Genomic DNA, 15,898 nt, shown 5'->3' on the forward strand with positions numbered 1-15,898 from the left:
CTGTCTCTTAAAGTATGTATATGTATATACAACTACATCCGACGAGGATCAACCATGGCGACTTTTTTTGCCCCGCGCGCACTGCTGGCGGAGGGCTGGCAGCAGCAGGTACGTATCACGGTCAATCAGGCCGGTTTTATCGACGCTCTTACCCCGGAGAGCCACGCCGATCAGGCGGTGCTGCTCAACGGCGAGGTGATCCCGGCGATCGCTAATCTGCACTCGCACGCCTTTCAGCGCGCCATGGCCGGTCTGGCGGAAGTGGCGGGCGATCCGCAGGACAGCTTCTGGACATGGCGTGACCGGATGTACCGCATGGTGCAGCGCCTGACGCCGCAGCAGGCGGGCGACATCGCCGCCCTGCTCTACATTGAGATGCTGAAAGGGGGTTACACCCAGGTCGCGGAGTTTCACTATCTGCATCACGATCCCAGCGGCGCGCCCTATGCAGATGACGCCATGCTGCAGCAGCTGATCGACGCCGCCGAACTGGCCGGTATCGGCCAGACGCTGCTGCCGGTGCTCTACAGCTACAGTGGCTTTGGCAGCCAGCCTCCGGCTGCCGGGCAGAAACGCTTTATTCAGCAGACCGATCGTTATCTGCAACAGCAGGCGCGACTGGATGCGTGGCAGCAGCAGCGGCCCCTGCTGAACCGCGGCCTCTGTTTTCATTCGCTGCGGGCCGTCAGTGAAAGTCAGATGGAGACGGTGCTGGTGGAGAGCGATCCGACGCTGCCGGTGCATATCCATGTGGCGGAGCAGCAGAAAGAGGTGAATGACTCGCTGGCGTGGAGCGGCGAACGCCCGGTGAGCTGGCTGCTGAACCGTTTTGCCGTGGATGCACGCTGGTGCCTGATCCACGCCACTCATCTGGATGAGAGCGAGCTGACGCGCCTCGCCCGCAGCGGTGCGGTGGCCGGTCTCTGCCCCACCACCGAAGCGAATCTCGGTGACGGCATTTTTCCGGCGGTGGAGTATATCGCGCAGGGGGGACGCTGGGGCATCGGCTCCGACAGCCATGTCTCGCTCAGCGCCCAGGAAGAGCTGCGCTGGCTGGAGTATGCGCAGCGACTGCGCGATCAGCGACGCAACCGCATTACCCTGCCCGGCCAGCCGTCGGTCGGCGATCTGCTGTGGCAGCAGGCGGCGGCGGGCGGAGCGCAGGCGTGCGGCATTCAGCAGGGTACGCTGGCGGTGGGACAGCGCGCCGACTGGCTGGTGCTGCGCGATGAGGCGTGGCTCGGCAGCGTGGAATCTCAGGCGCTGCTGAACCGCTGGCTGTTTGCCGGTCAGCGCGATCAGATTCGGGACGTCTACGTGGCGGGTAAGGCGGTGATCGTCGATGGCGAGCATCCCCATCAGGCGGCGTGTGCCAGACGCTTCCGTCAGGCCATGGCGGCACTGCAATGATCGCCCGCTTCTCTTACGCTGACCTGGCGGTCAGCCGCTGGCGCAATGGCGGTGGCGAGACCCGCGAAATTGTCAGCTTTCCGCCCGGTGCGGAATCCTTTGGCTGGCGCGCCAGCATTGCCACCCTGGCGCAGGATGGCCCCTTCTCGGCCTTTCCGGGCATCGATCGGATCATCACCCTGCTGCAGGGCGACCCGGTCCTGCTTACCGCGCCGGGCACAGCGCATCGGTTAATGCCGCAGCAGCCCTGGTCATTTGCCGGCGAACTGGCCCTCACCGCGCAGTTGCAGGACAGCATCAGTGAAGACTTTAACATTATGACGCGGCGGGGGCAGTGGCAGGCCACGGTTGAGGTGGTTACCGCCCCCGTCAGCAGCCTGCACGGGGTTGCCTGGGTGCTGGCAGGCGCGTGGCGGAGCGACGACGGGAAACAGCTGACCGCCCGACAGGGCGCATGGTGGGTCGATGAGGCGTGCAGTTTCATGCCCGACAGCCGGGACGCCCGGCTGCTGTTTACCCGGCTTAGCCGTGTCCCCTGAAGCGGCCCAGCAGTTTGTAACGTGAGCCGGGATAGAGCAGCCGCGCGTAGGTCACGATTTTGTTGTCGCTCCAGGTCTGACGGCGGATCAGCAGGCAGGGTTCGTGCTCATCCAGCGACAGATGTTTGCGCTGACGCACATCGGGCAGCACCGCTTCAACAATGTGCTCGCCCGCCGTCAGCGGCGCAACCCGCATCAGATAGGTATACGGGGTCATCTGCTGATAGTCCTGCGCCAGATAATCGGGGGCGACCAGCGGATTGACCAGCCTGTCCTCCAGCTGTACCGGCAGATCGTTCTCGTAGTGCACAATCAGCGAATGATAGAGCGTCTGCCCGGTGGTCAGTCCCAGCACCGCCGCCTGTTCGGGATCGGCTTTATTCTGACCGATGGCGAGAATTTTACAGCTGTGCTGATGACCGCGCTGGGCGATCTCATCGGCGATATTATGCACCTCCAGCATGGCAGTGTAGCCTTTCATCTCGGCCACAAAGGTGCCGACGCCCTGCATCCGGACCAGAAAGCCTTCGCTGGTCAGTTCACGCAGCGCCCGGTTGATGGTCATGCGGCTGACGCCCAGCTCATTAACCAGTTCACTTTCTGACGGCACACGCTGATTCGCTTTCCACATTCCTTCGCGGATCTGGCTGATGATCGCCTGCTTCACCCGCTGATAAATCGGGGCGGGCTCATCGCTCATCGCCGCCGCCAGTTGTGCCAGTGCCGTATGCTCGACCATTTGCTGTTCCTTTTCCTGATAGTGCCTTCAGTTTACTGTCTCACCGCGTGAATGTATATACATCCAGTCCGGCGCGCTGTGCCTCTCTGGTGCAGCGCCCGCCTCCTGATGGTGCAGCCTCCGCCTTCGTTTCCTCACTCACCCGCAGCAGGCAGGCATTCCATTTTTGTGATCGGCCTGGCACGCCCCTTGCTACTTGTATAGACAAGAATAGACACTTATGTTTCACTCGCATTATCCCGCTGGTTCAGGGCAGGAAAAACCGCTCAGCCGTGCCAGCACACTTGTATAGACAGGAGTAGACTATGTCAGGTTCGTCTCAGGCATTGCGCCTGGTGCCAGGCGAGGTAGACCTCGCCACCTTACGCGCCATCTATCAGGGTCACGTGACGCTGAGCCTCGATGACAGCGCGCGTCAGGCGATTGCAACGGCGCAGCAGACCGTGGAGGCGATCGTCGCCTCCGGCAACGTGGTATATGGCATTAACACCGGCTTTGGCAAGCTGGCGCAGACGCAGATTCCGGCCAGCCGTCTGGCCGATCTGCAACGCAATCTGGTGCTGTCTCACAGCGTCGGGCTGGGGGATCTGCTGCCCGACAATGTCACCCGTCTGATGGTCGCCACCAAAATCGTCAGCCTGGCCCGCGGTCACTCCGGCGTGCGGATCGAACTGGTGGAGGCGCTGCTGGCGCTGTTCAATGCCGGTGTGATGCCCTGCATTCCGGAAAAAGGATCGGTCGGAGCCTCTGGCGATCTCGCGCCGCTGGCGCACATGTCGCTGATGCTGCTGGGCGAAGGGCAGGTGCGGGTCAATGGCGCGCTGATCCCGGCAACAGAGGGACTGGCAAGCGTTGGCCTGTCGCCCTTTGTGCTCGGGCCGAAAGAGGGGCTGGCGCTGCTCAACGGCACCCAGGTTTCGACCGCGCTGGCGCTGCGCGGCCTGTTTGAAGGGGAGAATCTGTTTGCCGCCGGGCTGATGGCTGGCGCGCTGTCGCTGGAGGCGATTAAAGGCTCCCTGAAACCGTTCGACGCCCGTATTCATCAGGCGCGGGGCCAGCAGGGCCAGATTGCGGTCGCGGCCGCCGTCAGCAGCCTGATCGAAGGGAGTGAAATCCTGCAGTCCCACACCCACTGTGGCCGCGTGCAGGACCCCTACTCCATCCGCTGCGTGCCGCAGGTGATGGGTGCCTGCCTGGACAATATCCGCCACGCGGCGCGGATTCTGGAAATCGAAGCGAACGCCGCTTCGGACAATCCGCTGGTGTTCAGCGACAGCGGTGAGGTGATCTCCGGCGGCAACTTCCATGCCGAGCCGGTGGCCTTTGCCGCTGACATCCTGGCACTGGCGATTGCCGAAGTAGGCGCCATCTCTGAACGGCGGCTGGCGCTGCTGCTGGACAGCGGCTTATCCGGTCTGCCGCCCTTCCTGGTGCGTGACGGCGGCGTGAACTCCGGCTTCATGATCGCCCAGGTCACCGCCGCTGCGCTGGCCTCTGAGAACAAGTCGCTGGCCCATCCGGGCAGCGTCGACAGCCTCCCCACCTCTGCAAACCAGGAAGATCACGTCTCCATGGCGACCTACGCTGCGCGTCGTCTCGGCAGCATGTGCTTTAACAGCGCCGCCGTGGTGGGCATCGAGGCGATGGCTGCCGCGCAGGGTATTGAGTTTAACCGGCCGCTGAAAAGCTCTGCGCTGATTGAGCAGGCGTTAGATGAGATCCGTCAGCAGGTGGCCTTCCTGGAGGAAGATCGCCTGCTGGCACCCGATATCGACGCCATGCGTCAGTGGGCAAGCCGCGCTGACTGGCCTCAGGCATTGACCGCGCTGCTGCCGAGCATGCGCTCCACTTCTTGAATTAAGGAATCTGTAATGAGCGAAACTCTTTCTCAGGCTGTGGCACGTGAGATTCGTGCGCCACACGGCACTACGCTGCACTGCGCTAACTGGCTGATTGAAGCGGCTTACCGCATGATTCAGAACAACCTCGACCCCGATGTGGCCGAGCGGCCGGAAGATCTGGTGGTTTACGGCGGCATCGGAAAAGCGGCACGCAACTGGGAATGCTTCGAGCAGATCCTGCGTTCCCTGCAGCTTCTGCAGCCGGACGAAACCCTGCTGATCCAGAGCGGCAAGCCGGTCGGTGTCTTCCGCACCCACGCCGACGCGCCGCGCGTGCTGCTGGCGAACTCCAACCTGGTGCCGCACTGGGCAAACTGGGATCACTTCCATGAGCTGGATAAAGCGGGCCTGATGATGTACGGCCAGATGACGGCAGGCTCCTGGATCTATATCGGTGCGCAGGGCATCGTGCAGGGCACCTACGAAACCTTTGTCGAGGCGGGACGTCAGCACTACAACAACGACCTGAGCGGACGCTGGATCCTCACCGCCGGACTGGGCGGCATGGGCGGCGCGCAGCCGCTGGCCGGGGTGCTGGCTGGCGCCTGTGTGCTGGCAATTGAGTGCCAGGAGTCGCGCATCGATTTCCGTCTGCGAACCCGCTACGTCGACTACAAAGCCACCACGCTGGATGAGGCGCTGGCGTTGATCAGCGACGCCACCGCCGCGAAAAAAGCGATTTCTGTCGGTCTGCTGGGCAATGCCGCTGAGATTCTGCCGGAGCTGGTAAAACGCGCCAGGGCGGGCGGGCCGAAGCCGGATATCGTGACCGATCAGACCTCGGCGCACGACCCGATCAATGGCTATCTGCCGATTGGCTGGGATCTGGCGCGCTGGGAGCAGGAGCGTGTTTCCCAGCCGAAAGCGGTAGAGAAAGCGGCGCGCGCCTCGATGGCGATCCACGTCCAGGCGATGCTCGACTTCTGTCATATGGGCATTCCGACCGTGGATTACGGCAACAATATCCGCCAGGTGGCGCTGGATGAGGGTGTCAGCAACGCCTTCGATTTCCCCGGCTTTGTGCCCGCCTATATCCGTCCCCTGTTCTGTGAAGGCAAAGGCCCCTTCCGCTGGGTGGCGCTGTCAGGCGACCCGGAAGATATCTATAAGACCGACGCCCGACTCAAAGAGCTGTTCCCGCATCACAAAACGCTGCATCGCTGGCTCGATATGGCGCAGGAGCGCATCGCCTTCCAGGGACTGCCTGCCCGTATCTGCTGGCTGGGGCTGGGTGAACGGCATCTGGCCGGTCTGGCGTTCAACGAAATGGTGCGCAACGGCGAGCTGAAAGCGCCGGTGGTGATTGGCCGCGACCATCTCGACTGTGGTTCGGTCGCCTCACCGAACCGCGAAACCGAGGCGATGAAAGATGGCTCTGATGCGGTTTCTGACTGGCCGCTGCTGAACGCGCTGCTGAACACCGCAGGCGGCGCGACCTGGGTCAGCCTGCATCATGGCGGCGGCGTGGGTATGGGCTTCTCTCAGCACTCGGGTGTGGTGATTGTCTGTGACGGCAGCAAAGAGGCGGATGCACGTCTGGGTCGGGTGTTATGGAACGATCCGGCGACCGGAGTGATGCGTCATGCCGACGCCGGGTATGAGCTGGCGCAACAGTGCGCCGCAGAGCACGACCTGAACCTGCCCATGCAGAAGTAACACCCTGACCGGGGCAGGCCGCAGCCTGCCCCGGCTTTCAACCTCACGCTTCGCCCCTGGCGGCAGGCCGCTGACATCACTTCCTTATTACTTATTCCATTTTGATTTAGCCTATAGCCCGATTTAAGCCTGACGGCGATAGACGCCGCGCCAGACGACCTCTAAAGTGAAATCTTCTCATTCTGTATGGAGCGCGACTCTGCATGACCCTTTCCCCTGCCCTGCTTGAAGATGCCCTGCGCTGGCGCCGTGAGTTTCATCGCCACCCCGAATTAGGTTACCAGGAACAGCAAACCAGCCAGTTTATCGCGGAGGAGTTAGCCCGGGCGGGATTGCAGGTGTTTCGTGGCCTGGCGGGCACCGGGGTCATCGGCACGCTGGAGAATGGTCCTGGCCCGGTCATTGGCCTGCGGGCGGACATGGATGCGCTGCCGATCACGGAGAAAGGGGAAGCGGCGTGGCGCTCTGCCACACCGGGCGTGATGCACGCCTGCGGCCACGATGGTCACAGTGCCACGCTGCTGGCCGCTGCCCGCCAGCTGGCCGCGACGCGCCAGTTCAGCGGCACCGTGCATTTCATCTTTCAGCCTGCCGAGGAGAACCTCGGTGGCGCACGCAGAATGGTGGAAGAGGGACTGTTCCAGCGCTTCCCGATGGATGCCATCTACGCGATGCATAACTGGCCGGGGCTGCCGCTGGGGTCACTGGCGGTGAATCCCGGTGCCATGATGGCGTCGCTGGACTCGTTTGAGATCACCCTGCACGGCAAAAGCTGCCACGCGGCGATGCCGGAAAGCGGAGCCGATCCGATGGTAGTCGCCGCCGAGCTGATTCTGGCGCTGCAGACGATCCCGTCGCGTCGCCTGTCACCGCTCGCCTCGGCGGTGGTGAGCGTAACCCAGATCCACGGTGGCGAGGCGATTAACGTTATCCCGGAGCAGATCGTGCTGCGCGGCACGGTGCGCTGTCTGCAGACCAGCGTGCGCGATAAGGTGCGCGGACTGATTGATGAGTTTGTGGCGACTCTGCCGCGTCCGTTTGGCGTCAGTGGTGAGGTGCACTGGTTGCCGGGCTATCCGGTGACCGCTAACCATGCGCTGCCCGCTGAGCAGGTGCGCAAGGTGGCGCTGGCGACGCTGGGCGCAGAACAGGTTCACTGGCAGGTGAATCCGTCGATGGCATCGGAAGATTTTGCCTGCATGCTGGAAGCCTGCCCTGGCGCTTACTTCTGGCTGGGCGCAGATGCAGAAACCCCCTCTGCGCCGCTGCACAACGCCCGCTATGATTTCAACGACGCGCTGCTGCCGATTGGCATCCGTTTCTGGCAGGATCTGGTGGAACAGGCCCTGCCGCAATCCTGAGTCAGTAACCGGCAGCGCGGATCTGCTCCTCCGCCGCCGCCAGTGAATCGCACTGACCGCTGGCGCGCAGGCAGCAGGCGATCTGCAGCCGCAGCGACGCGGGCAGCGGGCGCTGCTGATTCAGCACCTCCTCAATCCAGCGCGCCGTCACCTCTGCCGTTTTATCTGCCGGCAGTTCAACGGCCACTTCTGGCTGACGCTCCACCCAGACTTCGGTTTCGGCTCCCGCGCCCTGAATCATGCTGATCGCCGGGCAGCGCTGCGGATTCGCATACACTTCCCCTTCGGTGCCATTAAGCAACAGGGCTGGCGCATCGATGTCGCTGAAGAATTTCGCCACACGCGGCACATACTCCGGATGCGAGACGCTCGACAGACGCAGCGCCGCCCGCTCCGCAAACGGGGTCGCCAGTTTTGCCAGCGTGTGCGCACTGTTACGCACGCCCATTCGCCAGCGCAGAGACAGCTGCTTCGCCATCGGCGGGCAGAGGTGATCGATGGTGATAAAAGCCAGCTCGCCCTGATCCAGTCTGGCCTGCGCCGCCTCTGCTGTAGTAACCGGTGCGATGCCGAGCGCTGCAAACACCGCCTCGCTGGTAATGCGCGTCGCGTCGTCGCTGACGCCATGCACCAGCACCGGGAAGCCAATTTTTACCAGCAGCAGCGCCAGCAGAGGCGTCAGGTTGCCCTGACGACGGGCACCGTTGTAGCTGGGGATCACGATCGGCATGGGCCGGTTTTCCGGCGCACGCAGCGGCATCATCTGCGCCTGCATCGCCTGATAAAAGCCGCGCATCTCCGCTTCGCCTTCGCCTTTGATGCGCAGCGCAATCAGGATACCGCCCAGTTCCAGATCGGGCACCTCGCCCTCCAGCATGGCGCTGTAGAGCGCCACGGCACTCTCAAAATCGATATCGCGGGCATGATTTTTACCGCGACCAATCTCTTTAATAATTTTATTCAGTTCCATCACTCGCTTCCGGTTAAGTGCGCGGCTCAGCGCCGCGTGGGACGTCGTTTTCGCACGCTGGTTTTGGGCACCACGGCGGCCGGTATCGCTTCCGGCTCGGGCGCTTCCGGCTGCTCAATCGGGAAGACGGGCAGCGCCGCCAGCAGGCGGCTGCCGTAAGCTTTGCTCAGCAGCCGGCGGTCATAGATTACGATTTCGCCATAGCATTGATGGCTGCGAATCAGGCGTCCGACCTGCTGAATCAGGGTAAATGAGGCGCTGGGCAGACTCTGCACCTCAAACGGATAGCGCTTCAGGCTTTTCAGCCACTCGCCTTCGGTCAAAATTACCGGACTGTCTACCGGGGGAAAAGCGATTTTGTGAATATGCACCTGACTCAGCAGATCGCCTTTCAGATCCAGGCCTTCAGCGAAGGATTGCAGGCCAATCAGAATACTGGTTTCGCCTTTAGCAACCCGCTGCCGGTGCAGATCGACCAGGCGGCTGCGCGGCTGATCGCCCTGCACCAGCATCGACAGCCGCAGATCGGGCAGCGAGGTGACAAACTGCTGCATCGCCCGGTTGCTGGCAAACAGCACCAGCACCCCTTTGTGCTTTTTCTCTTTCATCTGCTGGCGGAAGAAACCGGCCATCTCGGCAATATGCTCCGCCTCATGCGACATCAGGGGTTCATAGCGCATCTGCGGGATAACCAGCTTGCCCTGCCCGACGTGGTTGAACGGGGAGTCGAGCGCCACAAAGCGGTCGCCCGCTTTTTCGCTCAGTCCCGACATTTCCTGCAGGCGGTTGAAGCTGTTGAGCGAACGCAGCGTGGCGGAGGTGACAACCACATGCGGGATTTTGCGCCACAGCATCTTCTCCAGCTGATCGCTGACGCGGATACCGGCGCAGTGAAACAGCAGGTGCGCCTGCCCTTCGCGCAGTTCGCGGGTAATCCATTTTGAAACCGGCGCGCCGGAGGCTTTCTCCATCGCCGCCAGCCGCCACAGTTTGCTGATCGATTCGAACCAGCCAAACTGGCGATTGAGCTGCAGCAGATTACGGTGCAGCCGCACCACGTCGACCTTGCCCGTCTGCTCGCTCAGCGCATTGATCAGGCCTTCACTCAGCCCGCGCAGCGCGTCACTGAGTTTAAACAGCCGGGCGCAGAGGTCGAGTAACTCCTGCGGCAGCGCCCCGAGCACAAAGCGATATTCGCCCGGCTGGTTATGGGGCGGCAGCAGCGGATTCAGCGCCTGGGCGGTCACCGTAAGCAGTTCGCGCAGCTCATCGCAGTGCGCTTTCAGCCTTTCCGGGTTTGCCAGCGGCGGCGGCGACTTCGGCCGCATCTGGGTCATGATGCCGTCGACCAGCCGGATAAAGAGATCGAGCTGCAGGCTGCTCCAGCCCGGCGTGATGTCGGCGCTCATCTCCAGCGCATCGCGGGCCACTTCCGGCAGATGGTGCCCTTCATCCAGCACCAGCATCAGGTTTTTAGCGGGCGGCAGTACCGACTCATTCTCCATCGCGGCCATCACCAGCGCATGGTTCGCCACCACCACATCCACCTGCTCAATCTCGCGGCGCGCGACAAAAAAGGGGCATTCACGATACCAGCGGCAGTGCGCGCCCAGGCAGCTCGCCTTGTCGGTGGAGAGCCGCTGCCACAGGCTGTCGCTGACGTTCTCCTCGCTGTGATCGCGCAGGCCATCCCACTGATAGCGATCCAGTGACTTCTGCAGGCGGCCACACTGCGTCTGCTCCTCTTTGGTGCTGCTGACGGCGTCGTCGTCCAGATAGAGCAGCAGATCGCCCTGCTGATCGTCGTCGGCTGCCAGCGCGGCCAGATTGCGCGGACAGACATAGCGTCTGCGTCCAAAGGCGGCAGTAAAAGTCAGATCGGGAATGATTTTTTTGAGCAGCGGCAGATCTTTGGTGAAGATCTGATCCTGCAGCGCCACGTTGGCGGTGCTGATCACCAGCCGTTTTTCCTGGGCGCGGCTGGCCGCGATGCCGGGAATAAGATAGGAGAGCGTTTTGCCGACGCCGGTCGGCGCTTCCACCGCCAGGTGGCGCGCATCGTCACCAGCCAGACATTTTGCCACTTCGGCGATCATCTGACGCTGCGGCGCACGCGGAATGAAATCAGGCACCTGCTGCGAAAGCGCTTTATACCACTGCGCTATCTGGCTTTTTACTGCGGCTGTCAGGGCCATGAGTTGCGTTACCACACCGAAAAAATGGCCTGTATTTTTACACAGTATCCCGGCGGCGTCAGCTTTCGTGCTGAATTTTTCGTGCGCCGTCGGAAATTTCAGCGGATAGCGTGGAGGCGTTCAGCACCGGGGCGTCCGGCGCGGAAGCAGGCTACGCCAGCACCTTATACATATAGGTAGTGGCATCCAGCACGCCCGCCGTCGACTCGGCATAAAAGGGGATCAACCCTGCCACCTGCCAGCCCAGCGAACGATAGAGATCGCTGGCAACGTCACCGCTGCGGGTATCCAGCACCAGCAGCGTTTTGCCCTGCCCGCGGGCCAGCTGCTCAGCGCGTTGCATCAGTTCGCGGGCAATCCCCTGACGCCGCGCCTGCGGATGCACCAGCAGCTTACTGACGTCGGCCCGATGGCGGCCATTCGGCATCGCGCTGCGACTGAGGATCACCGTCGCCACAATCCGGTTGTGCTGACGCGCCACCAGCAGTTCGCTCTCCCCGCTGGTCAGACTGGCTACCCGCTGCTGCCAGAAGCGCGTCATCACCGCCACATCGGCGGCATCCACGAATCCGACACTGGCTCCATCGGCCACGCAGGCCTGAAGCACTGCCGTCAGCCCATCGATCTCCTGTTGTGCCTGTTCAGGTGAAAGCCTCTGATAATCGATCATGGTTTTGCCACCGCCAGCAGATAGTGTGCGCCTTCGGTCAGATGCGCCTCGAAAGCCGATTTTCCGGTGAGGTGAAAACGTAAACAGTCACCGGGCTTTAGCGTCCACTGCTGTTCGGCCACCGATACGGTCAGGCCGCCTGCCTGTAGCAGGATATGTTGCTCCAGTCCCTGGATGGGTGGCGCATCATATTCAATGCGTGCACCAGGCCGTAATTTGCCCTCTACCAGTTCGCATCTAAAATGAAGTGCGGGCGGTGAAACATTGCGGCGGATAAAACCGCTGGACGGGTCATGCCAGACCGGTTGCTGATCATGAGGCACCAGCAGACTCGACGACTCCTCAACCTCACTCAGCAGGCGAGACATGGTTAATCCGTAAGCGGCACACAGCCGGTTAAGCAATGCGGCAGTAGGGCTGGTCTCGCTTCGCTCAATGCGCGATAATGACGCGCGACTGATGCCGGTGGCGACAGAAAGTTCATCCAGTGACCAGCCGCGTTGCAGGCGTAATTCTGCCAGCCTTACCGCCAGTCGTTGCTCCGTATTCAGCTCCGGCATGGTATTTTCTCATATAAGGGAAATATTCTCTTAAATGAGATATAGCTGGAAACAGGCGTATCAGTCAAGTTGTACATTGCGAAATGTATTGTACAACTTAACTGGCTTCGTTATGGTAATCGCACTCAGACCAATCGAAAGAGGCATTTATGACCTTATACAGTATCGGTGACGTCGCCGAGCGCTGTGGCATAAACCCAGTCACCCTGCGCGCCTGGCAGCGTCGTTATGGCTTGCTGAAGCCACAGCGCACCGAAGGCGGGCATCGTCAGTTTGATGAAGAAGATGTACAGCGCATCGAAGAGATCATGCGCTGGATTGAAAGCGGCGTGCCGGTCGGTAAAGTCAAGGCACTGCTGGAAGGGGGCGACGTGGATGCCCACGATGGCTGGACAACCCTGCAGGATGAGCTGATCAGCGTTCTGCGCCATGTCAGACCCGCAAAACTTCGTAACAAAATTGCCGCGATTGGCCGCGAGCATCCGATTGATGCGCTGATCGACCACGTTTTTATGCCGGTGCGCCAGAAGCTGAGTCTGGACCAGAACACCGCCCGCACGATGTGCAGCCTGCTGGATGGTCTGCTGATCGACTATGTCGCGTTCTGCCTGACGGGCAGCCGCAAAAAATCGGGCAAGGATGCGCTGATCATCGGCTGGGGTATCGAGGATCGCACCCGCATCTGGCTGGAGGGCTGGCGTCTGTCGCAGCACGGCTGGCGGATTGATGTACTGGCTGAACCGCTGGACGTGCCGCGTCCTGAACTCTTTCCCGGCATGAACATGTTTGTCTTTACCGGTAAAAAACTGACCCGTCGCCAGCAGGAACAGCTGTCACACTGGCAGGAACAGGGCTATTCCGTGCGGTTGCACGAACCCGCCTGATAACAAAAAACGCACGCCGGGCGCTTTGCCTGCTGCCTTGCGCGCGCTATTATCCCCGCCTCACTGTTAACACGCTCAGGTTTTCTCCATGAACTGCAAAAAAGCCTTTTTCGCCACGCTCTTTTTTATCATGGCCGTCGGCGGCACCAGCGGACTGATGCTGGTCGGATACTCTCTCATCGTTCACTCACGCTAAGCCAGCGTTGCAGGCGCTCAAACAGGCGGTCGCTGACGATAGCCAGCAGCGCCACCAGCAACGCCCCCTGAATCACATACGCCGTATTAAAACCGCTTAAGCCGATAATCACCGGTGACCCCAGACTTTTCGCCCCGACCGTCGAGGCGATGGCGGCGGTGCCGATATTAATGATCACCGAGGTGCGTATCCCGGCGATGATCACCGGCGCAGCCAGCGCCAGTTCGATCTGCCACAGCCGCTGCCAGGGGCTCATACCCAGCCCGGTGGCGATCTCCCGGCTGCTGGCGGGCACGCTGTCGAGTCCGGCCAGCGTGCCCTGTAAAATCGGCAGTAACCCATAGAGCAGCAGCGCAACGACGGCGGGCCAGGTCCCAAAGCCCATCACCGGCACGGCAATCGCCAGCACGGCCACCGGCGGAATCGTCTGCCCCGCCGCCACGATCGTCTCCATCAGCGGCCGGAAGGCGCGACCGGCGCGCCGCGTGACCAGCACGCCGCTGCCGATGCCCAGAACGATCGCCAGCAGGCTGGCCGTGATCACCAGCAGCAGATGCGCCAGCGTCAGCTGCCAGAAGCTCTCCTGCTGATAGAGTGGCCGCGCCAGGTCGGGAAACCATGTGTGAAACAGCGGCCCGCTGTAGGGCATCAGGGCCAGCAGCGTGCCATAAAGCAGCACCAGCCACAGCAGCGGATCTTTCAGCCAGCGCATGCTAATCCCTCGCGCAGTTGCAGCAGATCGCTAAAGTGCAGCACGCCCAGCGGCTGCTGCTGATCGTCGATCACCGGCAGTTTATCGGTGCGCCGGGTGATAAACTGCGACAGGGCGTCACGCAGCGTCAGCGTCGCGGCGATGGGTTCGCCCGTCAGCCACTCGCCGCGCCGGACGGCATCCCCGGCGTGCTCCAGCGACAGCAGTCTTACCCCCATTTCCGTGCGACCAAAGAAGTCGCGGACAAAATCATTTTCTGGCCGGGTCAGCAGCTCCACCGGCCTGCCCTGCTGAACAATCCCGCCGTTATCCATCAGTACAATGCGGTCCGCCAGGGTCAGCGCCTCGTCGATGTCATGGGTCACCAGCACGATGGTACGCCCCGACAGCCGGTGGATACGCAGCATCTCCTGCTGCAGCGCGCCCCGCGTTACCGGATCGAGCGCCCCGAACGGCTCATCCATCAGCAGCACCTCCGGATCGGCGGCCAGCGCTCGCGCCACGCCGACCCGCTGCTGCTGCCCGCCGGAGAGCTGATGCGGATAGCGCTTCAGCAGCTGTGCGTCCAGATTCAGCAGCGCCAGCAGCGCCGTGATGCGTTCGTTGATCTGCGCGCGGGGCCAGCCCAGCAGTTCGGGCACCGTGGCGATATTCTTCTGCACCGTCCAGTGCGGAAACAGCCCGATCGACTGGATGGCATAGCCCATGCGTCGCCGCAGCGTGCGGGCATTCAGCTGGCGAATTGACTCACCGGCAAAGCGGATGTCACCGCTGTCAAACTCTACCAGTCGGTTGATCATTTTTAGGGTGGTTGATTTACCGGAGCCGGAGGTGCCGAGCAGCACGCAGAACTCCCCTTCCGCCACCTGTAACGACAGATCTTTTACCGCCGTTTTGCCGTTAAAGGCGCGGGAAACGCCCCTGAACTCAATCATCTTTTCTCTCCAGCAGTGAGATCAGCAGGCGGAACAGCGCATCGATCGCCACCGCCAGCGCGATCACCGGGATCACCCCCAGCAGCACCAGATCGAGCGCGCTGCTTAACAGGCCCTGAAAAATAATCGCACCAAAGCCGCCTGCCCCAATCAGCGCGGCGACCACCGCCATGCCCAGCGTCTGTACCACCACTACCCGCAGACCCGCCAGCCAGACCGGCAGCGCCAGCGGCACATCGACCGCGACAAACTGCTGCCAGCCGCTCATCCCCGTGCCGCGCGCGCTTTCGCGCACCTCGTGTGGCACCTGCTGTAGCCCCACCACCACACTGCGTACCAGCGGCAGCAGGGCGTAGAGCACCAGGGCGATCAGCGCCGGGGCCATGCCGATGCCGCTGATGCCCCAGGCCCCGAGCCACGGAAAGTGATTTGCCAGTCCGGCCAGTGGCGCAATCAGCAGGCCAAACAGCGCCACCGACGGCACCGTCTGGATCACATTCAGCACGCCAAAGACGCCGCTCTGCCAGCCTGGCCGCCGGAACAGCAGGACCCCCAGCGGCAGCGCTATCAGTAACGCCGGCAGCACCGTACCGGCCAGCAGCGTGAGATGGCGTCCCAGTGCGGCATCAAACACCGCATGGCGGTTGGCATACTCTTTCAGCAGGGAGAGGTCGCTGAGCTGACCGCTGAAGAGCAGCAGCAGAGGCAGCAGCCAGACCTGCAGATTGAGCAGCAGCTGAGCCAGCCGGTGACGGGTGATCTGCCGCACCCGATCGGTGATAAGCAGCAGGAGCAGCGCGCCGCTGCACCACAGGCCGCTGGCAAAGCTGGTGCGTACCAGACGACTGCCCTGCTGGCTGAGCAGCGTGGCCTGATGACCACTGAGCCAGAGGATCGCGGCCAGCATCAGCTGCGCTGCCAGCAGCGCCAGCGCCAGGTTTACCCGCGTTGGCGGCCGCCATAACAGCAGCCAGAGCGTCAGCAGCGGCACAAGCAGCAGCCCGAACCGGCTGATGTGCGATCCCATCAGCGGTTCCCCGGCCACCAGCCGGTTCGGGGCGAAGTTAAGAAACGGCAGCGCCGCCAGCGCCAGGCTCAGCAGCGTCAGCAGCAGCAGGGCCACCGGCTGCTGCAGCGGGCGACGTATCGCTTCCCGCGATAACACCATCG

General features: G+C 62.2%; 14 protein-coding genes. 6 read left to right on the forward strand and 8 right to left on the reverse strand.

Annotation, left to right across the window (positions count from 1 at the left end):
• The first annotated feature begins 54 nt into the window (after positions 1 to 54).
• Together S7A_RS13095 and S7A_RS13100 are read left to right on the forward strand one after the other, a co-directional pair.
• A complete protein-coding gene (locus S7A_RS13095; RefSeq protein ID WP_009091250.1) occupies positions 55 to 1,410 on the forward strand; it encodes a formimidoylglutamate deiminase in 1,356 nt (451 codons plus the stop codon).
• The gene (locus S7A_RS13100) at positions 1,407 to 1,949 is read left to right on the forward strand and encodes a HutD family protein (RefSeq protein WP_009091251.1); all 543 of its coding nucleotides are present in this window, start codon (positions 1,407 to 1,409) and stop codon (positions 1,947 to 1,949) included. Before S7A_RS13095 ends, S7A_RS13100 begins: the two co-directional genes overlap by 4 nt.
• On the opposite strand, the gene hutC is transcribed toward S7A_RS13100, so the two are convergent.
• The gene (hutC, locus tag S7A_RS13105; RefSeq protein WP_009091253.1) at positions 1,933 to 2,688 is read right to left on the reverse strand and encodes a histidine utilization repressor; all 756 of its coding nucleotides are present in this window, start codon (positions 2,686 to 2,688) and stop codon (positions 1,933 to 1,935) included. The two genes, S7A_RS13100 and hutC, sit on opposite strands and share 17 nt — an antisense overlap.
• A 305-nt stretch (positions 2,689 to 2,993) precedes the next feature.
• Here hutC and hutH point away from each other — a divergent pair, with 305 nt between their 5' ends.
• The 3 genes from hutH to S7A_RS13120 all read left to right on the forward strand — a co-directional run bounded on the left by hutH (position 2,994) and on the right by S7A_RS13120 (position 7,606).
• The gene (gene hutH / locus S7A_RS13110; protein WP_009091255.1) at positions 2,994 to 4,544 is read left to right on the forward strand and encodes a histidine ammonia-lyase; all 1,551 of its coding nucleotides are present in this window, start codon (positions 2,994 to 2,996) and stop codon (positions 4,542 to 4,544) included.
• Positions 4,545 to 4,559: 15 nt separating this feature from the next.
• Positions 4,560 to 6,245 (forward strand): urocanate hydratase, encoded by a 1,686-nt coding sequence (gene hutU, locus S7A_RS13115; RefSeq protein WP_009091257.1) that lies wholly within the window; start codon positions 4,560 to 4,562, stop codon positions 6,243 to 6,245.
• Positions 6,246 to 6,448: 203 nt separating this feature from the next.
• Positions 6,449 to 7,606 carry a M20 aminoacylase family protein gene (locus S7A_RS13120; RefSeq protein WP_009091258.1) on the forward strand — a complete coding sequence of 386 codons (1,158 nt, stop codon included), beginning with the start codon at positions 6,449 to 6,451 and terminating at the stop codon, positions 7,604 to 7,606.
• A 1-nt stretch (position 7,607) separates the two neighbouring features.
• Here S7A_RS13120 and ybiB read toward each other — a convergent pair whose 3' ends face one another.
• The 4 genes from ybiB to S7A_RS13140 form a co-directional block, all read right to left on the reverse strand.
• Positions 7,608 to 8,576, reverse strand: coding sequence for a DNA-binding protein YbiB (gene ybiB / locus S7A_RS13125; protein WP_009091261.1), 969 nt, complete (start codon positions 8,574 to 8,576; stop codon positions 7,608 to 7,610).
• 26 nt (positions 8,577 to 8,602) lie between these two features.
• Positions 8,603 to 10,771, reverse strand: a complete 2,169-nt coding sequence (dinG, locus tag S7A_RS13130) for an ATP-dependent DNA helicase DinG (protein WP_009091262.1) — start codon at positions 10,769 to 10,771, stop codon at positions 8,603 to 8,605.
• Positions 10,772 to 10,922: 151 nt separating this feature from the next.
• Positions 10,923 to 11,441, reverse strand: coding sequence for a GNAT family N-acetyltransferase (locus S7A_RS13135; RefSeq protein WP_009091264.1), 519 nt, complete (start codon positions 11,439 to 11,441; stop codon positions 10,923 to 10,925).
• Entirely contained in the window at positions 11,438 to 12,001 is a 564-nt protein-coding gene (locus S7A_RS13140; RefSeq protein ID WP_009091266.1) for a helix-turn-helix transcriptional regulator, read from the reverse strand. The genes S7A_RS13135 and S7A_RS13140 overlap by 4 nt, the downstream gene beginning before the upstream one ends.
• 149 nt (positions 12,002 to 12,150) lie before the next feature.
• Here S7A_RS13140 and S7A_RS13145 point away from each other — a divergent pair, with 149 nt between their 5' ends.
• Complete coding sequence (locus tag S7A_RS13145) at positions 12,151 to 12,885, forward strand: MerR family transcriptional regulator (RefSeq protein ID WP_009091268.1); 735 nt, start codon at positions 12,151 to 12,153, stop codon at positions 12,883 to 12,885.
• Between the two features lie 176 nt (positions 12,886 to 13,061).
• Here S7A_RS13145 and S7A_RS13150 read toward each other — a convergent pair whose 3' ends face one another.
• Genes S7A_RS13150 through S7A_RS13160 form a run of 3 tightly spaced genes read right to left on the reverse strand, consistent with a single transcriptional unit; the run spans position 13,062 to position 15,896 of the window.
• On the reverse strand, positions 13,062 to 13,793 hold the full coding sequence (locus S7A_RS13150) for an ABC transporter permease (protein WP_009091272.1): 732 nt from the start codon (positions 13,791 to 13,793) through the stop codon (positions 13,062 to 13,064).
• Positions 13,781 to 14,728 (reverse strand): ABC transporter ATP-binding protein, encoded by a 948-nt coding sequence (locus S7A_RS13155; protein ID WP_009091274.1) that lies wholly within the window; start codon positions 14,726 to 14,728, stop codon positions 13,781 to 13,783. Before S7A_RS13155 ends, S7A_RS13150 begins: the two co-directional genes overlap by 13 nt.
• Entirely contained in the window at positions 14,721 to 15,896 is a 1,176-nt protein-coding gene (locus S7A_RS13160) for an ABC transporter permease (RefSeq protein WP_009091276.1), read from the reverse strand. Before S7A_RS13160 ends, S7A_RS13155 begins: the two co-directional genes overlap by 8 nt.
• Between the last annotated feature and the right edge of the window lie 2 nt (positions 15,897 to 15,898).

This window comes from Pantoea sp. Sc1, assembly GCF_000255315.1.
GTDB lineage: Bacteria > Pseudomonadota > Gammaproteobacteria > Enterobacterales > Enterobacteriaceae > Pantoea > Pantoea anthophila.